The organism is Phytohabitans flavus, from assembly GCF_011764545.1.
In the GTDB taxonomy this organism is placed as follows: Bacteria; Actinomycetota; Actinomycetes; order Mycobacteriales; family Micromonosporaceae; genus Phytohabitans; species Phytohabitans flavus.
This window is the reverse complement of sequence record NZ_AP022870.1, coordinates 4027470-4040648: the sequence shown is the minus strand read 5'-3', so window position 1 is coordinate 4040648 and position 13179 is coordinate 4027470. Positions and strand designations below refer to the sequence as shown.

The window sequence follows — 13179 nt, the reverse complement described above, 5'->3', positions numbered from 1 at the left end:
GGGGGTACGGATGAATACGCGACGTAAACCCGGATAGCCTACGACGTCCGATTCCGCCGCGTGGCCCCGGAGGGCGCGCGCGAGAGCCTGTGCGTTTCCTGAGTTATCGCAACGCGTCGATGCGGGCCATCTCCTCGCCGGTCAGCTCGAAGCCGAGCACATCGAAGTTCTCCCGTACCCTCTCCGGCGTCGCCGACTTCGGGATCACCACGATCTCGTGCTGGATGTGCCACCGCAGGATCACCTGCGTCGGCATCACCCCGTGCGCCGCCCCCACCTCGGCGAACACCGCCTCGCGCAGGTCGCTGCGGCGGAACGGGCTGTACCCCTCCAGCACCACCCCGCGCTCCCGGTGCTCGGCCAGCAACTGGGGATCGTGCAGCGCCGGGCTGTACGGAATCTGGTTGACCACCGGCGTCACACCCGTAGCCTTCGTAAGCTCGTCGATCTGGGCCACGCTGTAGTTGCTCACCCCGATCGCGCGAGTCAGCCCGTCCTCACGCGCCGTGATCAGCTCGCGCCACGTCTGCGGCCGCGCCGTACCGTGCGGCGGCCAGTGCACAAGCCACATGTCCACCTGGTCGACGCCGAGCGCCTTCAAGCTCGCCTCGATCGTCGCCCGCTCCCGCCCCGCCTGCTCGGCCGGCAGCTTCGTGGTCAGAAACACCTCGTCGCGCGGCACCCCGCTCTCGCGCAGCGCCCGGCCGATCTCGCTCTCGTTGCGGTACATGGTCGCGGTGTCGATGTGCCGGTAACCGGTCTCCAGCGCGACCCGCACCGGCTCGTACGCCTGCGTGCCGGGCAGCTGCCACGTGCCGAAGCCGAGCAGCGGCATATCGAGGCCGGCACCGACGCTCACGGTGGGTTGTGTCATGCCACCCAACCTAGCGAGTGCCGCCGCGCCGTTCCGCCGGCTCACCCCATCGGGCTGGCAGACTTGGACGGTGCTGGTCGTACACGCTCTGTGGCTGCCCACCGGCCACCTCGGCCTCTGGGCCGAGGACTCCACCGTGCGCGCACGACGCACGAAGAAGCACCCCTTCGCCGCCCCCGCCGACACCATCGCCGCCGCGCTCGGTGACGCCGTCGCGAAGGGGAGCCACGCCACCACCACCCTCCGCCTGCCGAGCTCGGGCGGACGCCCGCTCGACTCGCCCGAGCTGGTCCGCACCGACCCGCCGGCCCGTAGAAGCGCCGCCGTGGCGCTCGCCCCATGGCTCGTACCAACCCTTGAGCTGGACCCCGACGCGGCGCTGCCGCTGCTCCGCGGCCTGGACGACCGCGTGGCCCATGGCTCTTCGCTGCGGCACGCGGCGGAGGTGGCCGCGTTCGCCGCGGACCTGGTGCGGCGCGGGCGCGTCCTGCCGACCGTGACCGACGGCGCGGCCGCCTGGCGGCCGCTGCTGACCGGCGCCGACGCCGCCTGGGCCCGCGCGCTCGCCGCCGCGCTGCCACCCGCCGCCCGCGCGGCCGGCGAAAACCCAGGGACGCTCGTCGGGGGCATGCTCGACGCGCTGGTGGACGCCGCCGCCCGGACAGCATTGGAGGGGGTACGGCTCGCGGGCGGCCGAGGCACCATCTCCGGCTCCTGGCTCGGGGCGCTGTCCGGGCGCGAGCGGCACATCGACGCTGACGCGTCCGCGCTCGCCGCCCTCGCCGAAGCCGTGGCCGAGTGGCAGCGCGACGCGGCCGGCGGCGCCGTGCGAGCCTGCTTCCGGCTCGTCGAGCCCGACGAGGAAGAGGTCCAGAGGTGGCGCGTCGACTTCTCCCTCCAAGCGGCAGATGAGCCCAGCCTCGTCGTCGACGCCGAAAAGGTGTGGCGCTCCCGAGGAGCCCTCCGCGCCCTCGCCCGCCACCTCGACGCTCCACAGGAGACACTCCTCACCGAGCTGGGCCGCGCCAGCCGCCTCTGGCCCGAGCTCGACGACGCCCTCCGCACCGCCAAGCCGTCCACACTCGACCTCGACGTGACCGGCGCGCACAGGTTCCTGCGCGAGGGGGCACCACAGCTGCACGCGGCCGGGTTCGGCGTGCTGCTGCCCACCTGGTGGGGCCGCCCCGGCTCCAAGCTGGGCGCCAAGCTGCGCGCCCGAGGCCGCCGCTCCGCACCCGGCACGGTCGCCACGGCCAGCGCCGTCGGCATGCGCTCCCTTGTGGACTACCAGTGGGAGCTGGCGATCGGCGACGAGTCACTGTCCGAAAAGGAGCTGCGCGAGCTGGCCAAGCTCAAGACCCCGCTGGTACGCCTGCGCGGCCAGTGGGTCGAGCTGGACGCCAAGCACCTGGCCGCCGGGCTCAAGCTCCTCAAGTCGGGCGGCGAGATGAGCGTGGGCGAGCTGCTCCATCTCGGACTGTCCATGGAGGACGACCCGCACGCCCTCCCGATCCAGGCCGTGACGGCCGACGGCCCACTGGGCGACCTGCTCGCCGGCGAGGCCGAACGCCACCTGGAGCCCATCGAGCCGCCGCCAGGGTTCGTGGGCACGCTGCGCCCGTACCAGAAGCGCGGCCTCTCCTGGCTTACGTTCTTGGAGACGCTGGGCCTGGGCGGCGTCCTCGCGGATTCGATGGGCCTCGGGAAGACGGTGCAGCTGCTTGCTCTGATGGCTGGCGACTCGGCGGAGGTAGGGCCGACGTTGTTGGTGTGCCCGATGTCGTTGGTTGGCAACTGGGAGCGGGAGGCGGCGAAGTTCGCGCCGGGGTTGCGGGTGCACGTGCACCACGGGGCGGAGCGGGCGCGTGGGGCCGAGTTCGCGGCGGCGGTGCGGGAGGCGGACGTGGTCGTCACGACGTACTCGGTGGCGGCGCGGGACGCGGAGGCGCTGGGCGAGATCGCGTGGCACCGGGTGGTCGTGGACGAGGCGCAGGCGATCAAGAACGCCGCCACCCGCCAGGCCGCCGCGGTCCGGGCCCTGCCGGCGCGGCACCGGGTGGCGGTCACGGGTACCCCGGTGGAGAACAGGCTCGCCGACCTCTGGTCCATCATGGACTTCGCCAACCCGGGGCTGCTGGGCGCGGCGTCGGCGTTCAAGAAGAAGTACGCGGAGCCGGTCGAGCGGCACGGTGACGAGGAGGCGGCGGCGCGGCTGCGGCGGATCACCGGCCCGTTCGTGCTGCGGCGGCTCAAGACGGACAAGACGATCATCTCGGACCTGCCCGAAAAGCTGGAGATGGAGGTGCTCTGCAACCTGACGGGCGAGCAGGCATCGCTGTACCAGGCGGTGGTGGACGACATGATCGAGAAGATCGAGCGGAGCGACGGCATCGAGCGGCGCGGCCTCGTCCTCGCCACGATGAGCAAGCTCAAGCAGGTGTGCAACCACCCAGCCCAGTTCCTGCACGACGACACGCGGCTGGCCGGGCGCTCGGGCAAGCTCGCCCGTCTGGAGGAGATCCTGGAGGAGGTGCTGGCGGCGGGGGAGCGGGCGCTGCTGTTCACGCAGTACGCGGAGTTCGGCGGCATGCTGCGCGCCCACCTGTCGGCCCGCTTCGGCCGCGAGGTGCTCTACCTCCACGGTGGAGTGTCCAAGAAGGACCGCGACGCGATGGTGGCGCGCTTCCAGGGGAGGCTTGCCGACCCTGGACAAACAGGCTCGAGCCAGGGTGAGACCGGGCCGCCGCTCTTCGTGCTCTCGCTCAAGGCCGGCGGCACGGGGCTCACGCTGACCGCGGCCAACCACGTCGTGCACGTCGACCGGTGGTGGAACCCGGCGGTGGAGGACCAGGCGACCGACCGGGCGTTCCGGATCGGGCAGCGGCGGGCGGTGCAGGTACGCAAGTTTGTCTGCGCCGGCACCGTCGAGGAGAAGATCGCCGGCATGATCCGCGAGAAGCGGGGCCTGGCGGCGAAGATCGTGGGTACCGGCGAGCAGTGGCTCACCGAGATGTCCACATCGGACCTGCGGCGGCTCTTCACGCTGGAATCGGGGGCGGTGGTCGAGTGACCGAGCCGACGAGCTTCCGCCAGTACGGCCGCACCCGCAGCGTCGAGGGTGGCTTGAAGGCGCGCAGTACCCGTGGCGCGATCGGCGAGTCGTGGTGGTCCCGCCGCTTCCTGTCGGTGCTGGAGTCACTGGCGATCGGCACCCGCCTGACCCGCGGCCGCGCGTACGCCCGCAAGGGCCAGGTCCTCTCGCTCACCGTGGCACCGGGTGAGGTGAACGCGTCGGTGCAGGGCTCGCGCGCGGAGCCGTACGAGGTCACGATCGGCCTGGAGCGCTTCTCGGCGGCGGTGTGGGCGCGGGTCGAGGAGGCGCTGGCCGGGCAGGCGATCTACAGTGCCCGCCTGCTGGCCGGCGACGTACCGCCCGAGCTGGAGCAGCTCTTCACCAGCCTGGAGGCGCCGCTCTTCCCGCAGGCGGTGGCCGACCTGCGCATGGACTGCACCTGCCCGGACTACGCGGTGCCGTGCAAGCACCTGGCGGCGACGTTCTACCTGCTGGCCGAGGAGTTCGACGGGGACCCGTTCCAGATCCTGCACTGGCGTGGCCGTTCCCGGGACGACCTGCTGACCCGCCTGCGCCTGCTGCGGGACGGCGGCGTCGAGGGCTCGGCGGCCGCCCGCCGGACCGCCCGCCGCCCGCGCCCGGCAGTGGCGGTGGGTGCCGCCGCCGCGCTGGCCGATGTCGCGGACCCGCCGCTGGAGGAGGCGGTGGACCGCTTCTGGCTCCCGCCCCAGCCGCTGCCCGCGCGCCCGCCCACGCTCGACACCGAGCCGGACCTGCTGCTGCGCCAGCTCCCGACCCCGGCGCCGGCACTGGGCGGCGCCGGCCTGGTCGCCAGGCTCCGCCCGGCCTACGAGGCGTTCGCCGCTGAGCCACCGCCGTAGCCCAGGCCGCCGCACGAACGCCGATGGTCGAGTCACGGCAGACGAGACCTCGATCGATGGGTGATCAGGTCGTCCGTGGCGAGAAGTTTCCCCTGGAGGGGCGGCTCTTCGACACGGACGCGCGGACGGCACCCCGCGCCCGCGTCGATCAAGGCGCCCACGAGCACCTGCGTACCACGATCGCCGTCCCCCCACCTTCGGAAATTGGTGGGCTTGTCCCAAGATGTCCCTTCGGCCTAGCGTCGCAGCGTCAACTGGTGAGGGGCGTCCCGGCAGAGCGGCTGCCGGGACTCGACAGGATTCCCGGCGTGGGTTTCTCGCGAGGCGCTGCGCCGGGGATCCTGCTCGAACATCCACGGACCACGCCGCCCGCACACGGAGTGGGGCCGGCACGGAAGGCGGGCTGGAAGCGGCGCCCGAGCGGGCTGCCGCATCTTCACAGTTGGCGCACAGACAGGGCCCAGGCCGGGCACAGGCGGGTTCGCCAGCATGGGGGCGTGATCAGCGCGAACGCGAGGACGGCCGGGCAGGAGCTGCGGCGGCCGGATGGCGAGCCGGTGCGGGTGCTCGTCGTCGACGACGAGGCTACGCTCACCGACCTGCTGTCGATGGCCCTGCGCTACGAGGGGTGGCAGGTGCGCAGCGCGGGCAACGGGACGGCGGCTGTGCGGATGGCGCGGGAGTTCGAGCCGGACGCTGTCGTACTCGACATCATGTTGCCCGACCTCGACGGCCTGGAGGTGCTGCGGCGCCTGCGTGGCGTGCGCCCTGATGTTCCGGTGCTCTTCCTCACCGCGCGCGACGCGGTCGAGGACCGGGTGGCGGGGTTGACCGCGGGCGGCGACGACTACGTGACGAAGCCGTTCAGCCTGGAGGAGGTCGTGGCCCGCCTGCGCGCGCTGATGCGCCGGGCCGGTGTCGGCACCACGCGGGACGACGCGGTGCTCGTGGTGGGTGACCTCAGCCTCGACGAGGACAGCCACGAGGTCCGGCGGGGCGGCGACCTTGTTTCGCTGACCGCGACCGAGTTCGAGCTGCTGCGGTACCTGATGCGCAATCCCCGCCGGGTGCTGAGCAAGGCGCAGATCCTCGACCGGGTGTGGAATTACGACTTCGGCGGGCAGGCCAACGTCGTCGAGCTGTACATCTCGTACCTGCGCAAGAAGATCGACGCCGGGCGCCCACCGATGATCCACACCATGCGCGGCGCGGGCTATGTCCTCAAAGCGGCCCAATAGCGAGAGCTGGGCGAGAAGCTGGCCGGGCAGCTGGTCGCTCCGGGCGCGCCTGCTCGCGGCGATCATCGCGCTGCTCGCGGTCGTGGGGTTGCTGATCGGGGTGGTGACCACGTTCGCCGTCCGGGACTATCTCATCCAGCAGGTCGACGCGCAGATCCACGAGGAGGCGCGGTACGACCTCGACTACCACAGGGGCCGGGCGGTCCCGGTGATGTCCGCCCCGGCCTGGTGAAGGGTACGGTCCGCGCGCTCGTCACGCCCGGCGGCGACGTCTCCGGGGAGCGGGCCGACCCGTACGCGGACGAGGGCCGCAGCCCTCTCACCGTCGAGCAGGAGCGGGCGGTCGCCGCGCTGCCGGTCGACAACACCATCCGCACGAAGGAGCTGCCCGGGCTCGGCGAGTACCGGGTGGTGGCGATCGGTACCCGCGACGGCGGCTCGATCACCGCGATACCGCTGGACAGCGCCAACGACACCGTCCTGCGGCTGATCGGCATCGAGGTCGCCGTGGTCGGCGCGGGTGTGTTGCTCGCCGTGGGTGTCGGTGTGCTCGTCATCGGGGTGCGCTGCGGCCGTTGCGCCGGGTCGCCGCCACCGCGGGGCGGGTCGCCGAGCTGCCGCTGGACCGGGGTGAGGTGGCGCTCTCCGTGCGCGTGCCCGAGGCGGACACCGACCCGCGCACCGAGGTCGGCCAGGTGGGCGCGGCGCTCAACCGCATGCTGGGGCACGTCGCCGCCGCGCTCGCCGCCAGGCAGGCCAGCGAGACGCGGGTACGGCAGTTCGTCGCGGACGCCAGCCACGAGCTGCGCACCCCGCTCGCGGCGATCCGGGGGTACGCCGAGGTGACCCGCCGGGGCCGCGACGAGGTGCCGCCGGACGTGGCGCACGCGCTGCGCCGGGTGGAGTCGGAGAGCGCGCGGATGACCGCGCTCGTTGACGACCTGCTGCTGCTGGCCCGCCTCGACTCCGGCCGTCCGCTGGAGACGGAGCCGGTGGACCTGTCCCGGCTGCTGGTCGACGCGGTCAGTGACGCGCACGTGGCCGGGCCGGAGCACCGGTGGCGGCTCGACCTGCCCGAGGAGGCGGTTACGGTACCGGGTGACGCGGCCCGCCTGCACCAGGTGGTCGCCAACCTGCTCGCCAACGCGCGTACGCACACCCCACCGGGTACCGAGGTGACCGTCGCCCTGCGTCCCCAAGGCGGCGGCGCGGAGATCAGCGTGGTTGACACCGGGCCGGGCATCGCCCCGGAGCTTCAGGCGGACGTCTTCGAACGGTTCGCGCGCGGCGACAGCTCCCGCTCCCGGGCCGCTGGCAGTACCGGGCTGGGGCTCGCCATCGTGGCCGCCGTCGTGGAGGCGCACCACGGCGCCGTCGAGGTGTCGAGCGTGCCGGGCCGGACCGCGTTCACGGTACGGCTGCCGGCTCGTAGCGAGCCTCGGCCCGATCCCGGAGCGGGCGGCGGGCGGCCGGCACCACGAGCGGGCTCCCTGTCTCCGGGTCGGGGATGACCCGGCAGTCCAGGCCGAACACCTCGCGTACCAGCGCCGCGTCCACGATGTCGCCGGGCGCGCCCTCGGCGACGATGCGGCCGCCGCACATGGCGATCAGGTGGGTGGCGTACCGGCAGGCCTGGTTGAGGTCGTGCAGCACCGCGACGAGCGTGCGGCCGCCGGTCTCCTGGAGGTCGGCGCAGAGGTCGAGCACCTCGACCTGGTGGGTGATGTCGAGGAACGTGGTGGGTTCGTCCAGCAGCAGGATGCCGGTCTGCTGGGCGAGCGCCATCGCCAGCCACACCCGCTGCCGCTGGCCGCCGGAGAGCTCGTCCACGAGGCGGTCGGCGAGGTCGGTGACGCCGGTGGCGGCCATCGACTCGCGTACCACCCGCTCGTCCTCGCGGGACCACTGCCGGAGCAGGCGCTGGTGCGGGAAGCGGCCGCGGGCCACGAGGTCGGTCACCGTGATGCCGTCGGGCGCGATCGACGTCTGGGGGAGCAGGCCGAGGCGGCGGGCGACCTCTTTGGACGGGTACGACGTGATGGCCTTGCCGTCCAGGTGGACCGCGCCGGCGCGGGGGCGGAGCATGCGGGAGAGGGCGCGCAGGAGGGTGGACTTGCCGCAGGCGTTCGGACCGACGATCACGGTGAACGAGTTGTCCGGGATTGTCACGCTCAGACCCTCGGTCACGACTCGCTGGTCGTACGCGAGCGTGAGCCCTTCACCGGCCAGCCGCGTCGGCACGGAAAACCACCCCCGGGATCAGCAAGTTTGGTGAGCCTAACATAAGTTCTGACACGCCTTGTCGCGCAATCGACGCACCCCTTTGGGCGTACACCCCACGTTGCTAACGTCTCCGTCGGAGAGCGTGGGCTTAGGGGAAGTGGGCGGTGGGCGGCGGAGCGGTAAGCCTTAAGGCTCGGGCTCTCATCCTCGGTGGAGCCGACTTCTTCGGCCTGCATCTCGCGCGGCGGCTGGTCACCGAGGGTTATCACGTGGTGGTCGTCGACACGCTGACGCGTGGCCGCGACCGGGCGGAGGTGGCCGCGCTCGGTGCCACACCCGGTGTCGAGCTGATCGGCGGTGACCTCACCGATCCCGCCACCTGGGCCGCGCTGCGCCGCGGCTGGGCGCAGATCTACCTGCTGCCGCCCGCGCCACTGCCGAAGTCGATCGATTCCGACCCGGTGCGCGCGGTGCGTGGTCACGCCCTCGCCGCGCTCCACCTCCTCGACTGGGCCGCGCCCGGCGACAAGGTCTTCTTCGCCTCCTCCGGCGAGGTGTACGCGGACGGCGTCGAGGACGGCGTCGTCCAGGTGCCCACCGAGGAGGCCGAGCCGGTGGTGGTCGGCGACCTGGCCCAGCCGCGCTCGGCCTACGCGGCGAGCCGCCTCTTCGCCGAGGCCGCGCTCGTCCACGCGGCCCGCGCCGGGCGCAGCCGGGTCGTGGTGGGACGCTTCTACGACGTGTACGGCCCGCGGATGGCCACCGACCACCTGATCCCGCAGATGTGCGTGCGCGCCGTGCGGGGCGACGACCCGTTCCTCGTCAAGGGGCCGCACCGCAAGCGCTCGTTCTGCTACGTCGACGACGCGGTCGAGGCGACGCTGCGGCTGATGGAGGCACCGACCGCGGTCGGCGAGATCGTCCACATCGGAAACGACAGCCCCATGAGCACGGTCGGCGACGTGGCCCGCATGGTGCTGCGGATCGCCGGCGTGCAGCCGCGGGTGGTGGCCGAGCCAGCCCCGCCCGGCTCGCCCGCCCGCCGCGCGCCCGACCTGGCCAAGCTGCGCCGCCTCACCGCCTTCGAACCGTCGGTCGACCTCGCCGACGGCCTCCGCCGCACCTTCTACTGGTACCGCCGAACCTGGGCCTCCTGACCCCCGGTGGGTGAGGCTGCGGGAGCAGCGGTCCGGACCACAACGGACATCGCGGTAGCTCAATCTCCATAATGGAATATATCGACCAAGAGATCGGGACCTACCTTGCCCTCGCTGCACGGTCGAGGCGCTGTGCGGCGGCCTGAGCATCCGATGCCGAGGGCCGTTAGGCGAAGTCGGGCACGCCTAGGCGGGCGGCGAGGACCGCGGGTGGGTCGTACGGTGGGTCGTCGCGGAGCTGGCGGTATGCGCGGTCCAGTGCCTGCCGGGCGAAGTCTTCCGGGAGCGGCAGGTCACACCAGGCGTCGTCGACCGTGCGTCCCGCCGCGTAGGCCGCGCGGGCCGCCTCCGCCGTCCGGGCCAGCGTGTCACCCTGCTCCCGCACGAACGCGCGGTCGACCACCGCGCCGTGCCCGGGCACCACCGCGCCGGTGGCGAGCGCGGCCACGGCGTCCATGGTGGACGGCCAGTCCAGCGGGAACGCGTCGCCGAACACCGGTGGGTACCCTTCCTCCACCAGGTCGCCGGCGAAGAGCACCGCCGCGTCGGGTACGTCCACCACCACGTCGTTGTCGGTGTGGCCGCGCCCCAAATGTCGCAGATGGACGGTGCGGCCGCCGAGGTCGAGCACCGCCTCGGTGGCGAAGGTGCGGCCGGGCGGGACGATCTCCACGGCGGCCAGCTCGGCGGAGAGCGGCGGCTCGGTGCGGCCCGCGAAGTACGCCCGCTTGACCGGCCCGTCGCGGCGCAGCATCTCGGCGCAGCGCTCGTGGCCCCAGATCTCGGCCGGCAGGAACGCGTGGTTGCCGAAGCAGTGGTCGAAGTGGCCGTGCGTGTTGACCACCGTCAACGGCAGCGCGGTCACCTGCCGGACGGCCTCGGCGATCTCCCGCCCCTGCGGGTGCGTCATGCGCGTGTCGACCACCAGGCAGGCGGCGTCACCCACGATCAGGCCGGCGTTGGGATAGGCGCCTTCGCCCGGACTCACGAAGACACGCTCACCAACTTCACACCACACTCATAGGATTGTCCCATGGGGATGCGGCGGAGCGGGTGCGGGCACTGGTGGCGGCGCATCTTCCCGACTGCGAGGTGGAGTCGCTGGTCAAGCTGGGCGCCGGTCTGGACAATGTGGCGTACGAGGTGAACGGCAGCCTCATCGTCCGCTTCGGCACCGGTGCCGACGCCGACCGTGAGGCCCGGCTGCTCACCGCGGTCGGCAACTACTCGCCGCTGCCCGTGCCGGTGCCGAGCTTCACCGACGTGGGCTGCCTCGCGTACCCGAAGCTGCCCGGCGTGCCCCTCCTCGACGCCGCCGGGGTCGACGGCGTCCCGGTGGCGGCGGAGCTGGGCCGTCTTCTCGCCGCGCTGCACGCGGCGCCGGTCGACCGTATGCGCAAGCTGGTGCAGACCGACGACCTGCCGGTGGACGAGTGGCGGCAGGAGGCGCGCGAGACGTATTCGGCGGTCTCCTCCAACATCCCCTCGCCGTACCGGCGGCGGATCGAGGCGTTCCTGGTGACGTCACCGCCCGACGACCCGCACACGCTCGCCTTCTCCCACAACGACCTGGGCATCGAGCACGTCCTCGTCGATCCGCTCACCGGCGCGGTCACCGGGATCATCGACTGGTCCGACGCGGCGATCGTCGACCCGGCCTTCGACTTCGGCCTCATCCACCGCGACCTGGGCCCCGCCGCGCTGGACGCGGCGCTCACCGCCTACGGCGCCGCGCCGGACGGCCTCCGCGAGCGGGCGGTCTTCTACGGGCGCTGCAACGTCTTCGAGGACCTGGCCTACGGCCTGGAGACAAACCGCGAGCGGTACGTGACGAAGTCGCTCGTCGCGCTGGAGTGGCTGTTCGCCTAGCGGCTGGGCGATCATCGTGGGATGAGACCGGTCAACCTGAACGAGGCGCTAGCCTCCTTCGACGAGGTGTACAGCCCGCGGATCGTCACCCGGATGAACGACTACGACGTGCGCGTCGCCCATGTGCGCGGCGAACATGTCTGGCACACCCACGAGGACACGGACGAGTTCTTCCTGGTGCTCGAGGGGCGGTTCGACGTCGCGGTCCGCGCGGACGACGGGACCGAGTCCACGGTGACCCTCCAGAAGGGCGACACGTTCGTGGTCCCGCGCGGTACGCCGCACAAGCCCTCGTCCCCGGGCGGCTCGGTCCTGATGTTCGAGCCGTCGGGCACCCTCTCGACGGGCAGCCACGAAGGCGAGATCCCGGCCCACGTCGACAGCACCGCCGGTCACGACCTGTGACGACGGCTCACTGACACACGCTCACAGGTACAGGTGACGCTGCGTCGCGTTCTCCCGTCGCGACAGGCGGCTGGGAGCGGGGGCGGCCTGACGGACGAGACCCAGGAGACGCCGGTGCGGACCGTTGCGGCGGGGGCGATCCGCACTGGTGGTCTCGGTCGGCCCGAGGTCTTCGGCCGGCCCTGTGCTCTCGGGCTGTCCCATGATGGCGATGACCTTCGCGTCGAGCGCCTCCTGCGCCTTGGCGGCGTTGTAGAGGTGTTCGAGGAATGAGGACTGGCCGCCGATGGACTCGACCACCGAGGCAAGCTGCGGCCACGGGAGCAGAGCACCATGGCCCCGGTACGCGAGTTCGAGCATTTCCCGGTCGACGCCCATCGGAAGAGGTGTCGGCGCCTCTTTGTGATGCCGGATTATCTGCCACCGTATTTGCAGGTAGGCACAGATCGCCTGGTGGTTTCGGTCGGCCAGGTGAAAGATGTCGAGGTGCAGCCCGACGCGGGAAAGGACCGTCCAGTCGATCGGCTTGCCCACCGCGATACCACTCGCGACAAGCCGGGCGATCCGTTCCGCCCGGGCGTCGGCGAGCATCCGGTCGCGTTCGTTCCGCCGGGTCAGTTCCTGGTTTTCCCGCGTCAGCCGGTCCTGTGCCGCCCGCGCCGCGCGCCTTTCCGCGTCCTGTTCCTCACCCGCCTGCCGGATGTGCAGCTCCAGCTCGACCGCCCGCTGGGCGTATAAGACCGTCGCCGCCTCGAACTCCCTTATCTGGGCGGTGAGTGCCTTCACCCGTTCCAGGGACTCCAGAAGGGTGACTTCGACGGCGGTGGCCCGCTCCTCCGCCCGGCGCTGGGCACCGGCGGCGGCCATGAGCAGCTTCTTCGCGTCTTCCGCCGCGATCTCGAAATCGCTGGCCGGGGCATGTCGCTCGGCCTGGGACAGGTCGAGACCGTCCCGGTGACAAGCTTCCACAGGGTACGGAGTGGGGCCAGCGCGGCATCGCGTTCGCGCGGTTTCGCATCGTGCAGACCCACCCGGACGATCTCGGCGACCACGTCCTGCGTCGGATAGGGGCGGCTGGCCGTCCGACCGTTCATCTGGCGGGAGATCCTCATCCGCTGGCGGTCGATTTCCGCCGCGGCGAGCGGGGCCGTCCCGTCGATTTCCGCGCGTTTTTCCAGGAACCCGGGCCAGCCGCCGCACCGGTCGAACGCGATTTTCCGGACCGCGACACAGAGGGCCGCCTGCTCCCGCGTCCGCCGGACCTTTCCGCCTACCAACCTCTTGAATTGGTCGTCCGAGCTCAGGGCATCGACGAGGTCTTGTGCATTTCCTTCGCCCGAACCGTCGCGCTTCTCGATCTCCCCCATGGCGTCCGCCTTCGCAGTGAAAACGAGCCCCCGTGCGGAGACCAGCATCGCCGACGGATCACGCGTAACGGCCTCGACACGCAGGGCCACGG

11 protein-coding genes and 1 pseudogene are annotated in these 13179 nt (G+C 71.9%); 7 read left to right on the top strand and 5 right to left on the bottom strand.

Annotated elements, in window-relative coordinates; genetic code table 11:
* Positions 1 to 103: 103 nt before the first annotated feature.
* Positions 104 to 874 carry an aldo/keto reductase gene (locus Pflav_RS17565; RefSeq protein ID WP_232071538.1) on the bottom strand — a complete coding sequence of 257 codons (771 nt, stop codon included), beginning with the start codon at positions 872 to 874 and terminating at the stop codon, positions 104 to 106.
* Positions 875 to 944: 70 nt separating this feature from the next.
* Between Pflav_RS17565 and Pflav_RS17560 the strand changes: the two genes are divergently transcribed.
* From Pflav_RS17560 to Pflav_RS17540, 4 genes and pseudogenes are all read left to right on the top strand, one after another.
* Positions 945 to 3944 carry a DEAD/DEAH box helicase gene (locus tag Pflav_RS17560; RefSeq protein ID WP_173042480.1) on the top strand — a complete coding sequence of 1000 codons (3000 nt, stop codon included), beginning with the start codon at positions 945 to 947 and terminating at the stop codon, positions 3942 to 3944.
* Positions 3941 to 4828 (top strand): SWIM zinc finger family protein, encoded by an 888-nt coding sequence (locus tag Pflav_RS17555; RefSeq protein WP_232071536.1) that lies wholly within the window; start codon positions 3941 to 3943, stop codon positions 4826 to 4828. Before Pflav_RS17560 ends, Pflav_RS17555 begins: the two co-directional genes overlap by 4 nt.
* 497 nt (positions 4829 to 5325) lie before the next feature.
* Positions 5326 to 6066 carry a response regulator transcription factor gene (locus Pflav_RS17550; protein ID WP_269474515.1) on the top strand — a complete coding sequence of 247 codons (741 nt, stop codon included), beginning with the start codon at positions 5326 to 5328 and terminating at the stop codon, positions 6064 to 6066.
* Positions 6044 to 7577 (top strand): annotated as a pseudogene (locus Pflav_RS17540) (HAMP domain-containing sensor histidine kinase). The gene Pflav_RS17550 and the pseudogene Pflav_RS17540 overlap by 23 nt, the downstream one beginning before the upstream one ends.
* Here Pflav_RS17540 and Pflav_RS17535 read toward each other — a convergent pair.
* Positions 7474 to 8307, bottom strand: coding sequence for an ABC transporter ATP-binding protein (locus Pflav_RS17535; protein ID WP_173037126.1), 834 nt, complete (start codon positions 8305 to 8307; stop codon positions 7474 to 7476). The pseudogene Pflav_RS17540 and the gene Pflav_RS17535 overlap by 104 nt on opposite strands.
* 146 nt (positions 8308 to 8453) lie before the next feature.
* Between Pflav_RS17535 and Pflav_RS17530 the strand changes: the two genes are divergently transcribed.
* Positions 8454 to 9446 (top strand): NAD-dependent epimerase/dehydratase family protein, encoded by a 993-nt coding sequence (locus Pflav_RS17530; RefSeq protein WP_173037125.1) that lies wholly within the window; start codon positions 8454 to 8456, stop codon positions 9444 to 9446.
* A 166-nt stretch (positions 9447 to 9612) separates the two neighbouring features.
* Here Pflav_RS17530 and Pflav_RS17525 read toward each other — a convergent pair whose 3' ends face one another.
* Entirely contained in the window at positions 9613 to 10434 is an 822-nt protein-coding gene (locus Pflav_RS17525; RefSeq protein WP_173037124.1) for an MBL fold metallo-hydrolase, read from the bottom strand.
* Between the two features lie 38 nt (positions 10435 to 10472).
* Here Pflav_RS17525 and Pflav_RS17520 point away from each other — a divergent pair, with 38 nt between their 5' ends.
* Both Pflav_RS17520 and Pflav_RS17515 read left to right on the top strand, forming a co-directional pair.
* Positions 10473 to 11315 carry a phosphotransferase family protein gene (locus Pflav_RS17520; protein WP_232071535.1) on the top strand — a complete coding sequence of 281 codons (843 nt, stop codon included), beginning with the start codon at positions 10473 to 10475 and terminating at the stop codon, positions 11313 to 11315.
* 21 nt (positions 11316 to 11336) lie between these two features.
* Positions 11337 to 11720 carry a cupin domain-containing protein gene (locus tag Pflav_RS17515; protein ID WP_173037123.1) on the top strand — a complete coding sequence of 128 codons (384 nt, stop codon included), beginning with the start codon at positions 11337 to 11339 and terminating at the stop codon, positions 11718 to 11720.
* Between the two features lie 21 nt (positions 11721 to 11741).
* Here the strand turns inward: Pflav_RS17515 and Pflav_RS17510 are convergent, their stop codons facing one another.
* Both Pflav_RS17510 and Pflav_RS17505 read right to left on the bottom strand, forming a co-directional pair.
* Complete coding sequence (locus Pflav_RS17510) at positions 11742 to 12587, bottom strand: hypothetical protein (protein ID WP_173037122.1); 846 nt, start codon at positions 12585 to 12587, stop codon at positions 11742 to 11744.
* Positions 12503 to 13177 (bottom strand): hypothetical protein, encoded by a 675-nt coding sequence (locus tag Pflav_RS17505; RefSeq protein WP_173037121.1) that lies wholly within the window; start codon positions 13175 to 13177, stop codon positions 12503 to 12505. The genes Pflav_RS17510 and Pflav_RS17505 overlap by 85 nt, the downstream gene beginning before the upstream one ends.
* Between the last annotated feature and the right edge of the window lie 2 nt (positions 13178 to 13179).